This window comes from Candidatus Magnetaquicoccus inordinatus, from assembly GCF_004217665.1.
Lineage (GTDB): Bacteria > Pseudomonadota > Magnetococcia > Magnetococcales > Magnetaquicoccaceae > Magnetaquicoccus > Magnetaquicoccus inordinatus.
Map to the genome: position 1 here is coordinate 1 of NZ_RXIU01000448.1, position 1,380 is coordinate 1,380.

Here is a 1,380-nt window from a genome sequence, read left to right on the forward strand (position 1 = left end):
TACTGAAAGCGACAGCGCGTTGGATGATATTTTCCAATTCACGCACGTTGCCGGGAAAAGAGTGTTGTTGCAATCTTTCCATGGCGGAACGGCTGATGCTGAGAGGGTGACCATGAATACGCTGGCCATATTTTTGTAAAAAATGTTGCACCAACAAGGGAATATCTCCGTGTCGTTCGGCAAGTGGGGGCAGGTGCAGATCAATCACATTCAAACGATAATAGAGATCCTGACGGAAACGACCCTCCTCTACCTCTTGACGAATGGGGCGGTTGGTAGCGGCGATAAAGCGCACATCCACCGTAATGGTGGTGGTGACTCCCAGACGTCGCAACTCTTTTTCCTGGATCACGCGCAGCAGTTTAACCTGCATATGTACCGGCATTTCCGTAATTTCATCCAGAAACAGAGTGCCGCCATGTGCTGTTTCGATCAATCCTTTCTGGTCGCGCACTGCTCCGGTATATGCCTCACGGCCGTGGCCAAACAGCTCGTTGGCCAACAACTCTTCATGAAAAGCACCGCAGTTGACAGCAACAAAAGGATATTTGGCGCGTGGGCTGGTATCGTGCAGCAGGCGCGCCAAAATCTCTTTGCCGGTTCCGGTCGCTCCACTGATCAAAACCGGTAGCTCCATGGCCGCAGCCCGTTTTGCCTGTTCCAAAAGACGCAGCATCACCGCATCCTGGGTGACCAATGGCAGAGAGCCATGTTGATTGGTCAGTTCATGGCGCACCCCTCTTTGCCGTTGTTTGTGGCGGCTCTGTTCACCGGCCAGGGTAAGGCAGTGACGCAACTCTGCGGGTCGGAGTGGTTTGACCAAATAGTGAAAGGCACCCTGACGAATGGTTTGCACCACTTTGGGTACCGCCAGATGATCGGTGATAAAGAGCACCTCTGTGGTGGGTTGCAAACGTTGACAGAGTTGAAAAAAATGGCGCTCATCCAGAGAATCCCGTTCCAGATCGGCCACAATGACATCATAAGGAGTGGTTGTCTCTGCTGTATTGTTCAGAAAGGGAATGGCGCTGCTGCTGCCGGTGGCTTTGTGGATGGCACATCCATCACGTGACAAGATATGTTCGAGATTTTGCATGGCGACTTTGTCGCGATTGACGAGCAGGATGCGCAAAGGATCGTTCATGGTTCTGTTGAACCCTGTGGAGAAGAGGAGTTGAGGAGGAAGGGGTGGGCGCTGGGATCGGGAAAAAGGATTTGCAGGCGTAACCAACCACTCTGCCAGGATTGCAAATGAATGGCACCCTGGTGCAGACGAATGGTCTCAGCCAGCAGACAGATGGCAGGATTGTCCTCTGTTTGTGGCAGAAAAAGTGCCCTCTCTCCGCTTGCCGGCAGATGTTCCAAAGTTTTCAGATCACT

Annotated in this window: 2 protein-coding genes; both read right to left on the reverse strand. The window is 52.4% G+C overall.

Translation table 11 applies throughout. The features are described from left to right. Positions 1-1,144 (reverse strand): sigma-54-dependent transcriptional regulator (locus EJP87_RS16420; protein WP_130472921.1); only part of this gene is annotated, 1,144 nt, incomplete at its 3' end. Beyond that, on the reverse strand, positions 1,141-1,380 hold a 240-nt coding region (locus tag EJP87_RS18155; RefSeq protein WP_193771480.1), incomplete at its 5' end, for a hypothetical protein. The genes EJP87_RS18155 and EJP87_RS16420, both read right to left, overlap by 4 nt.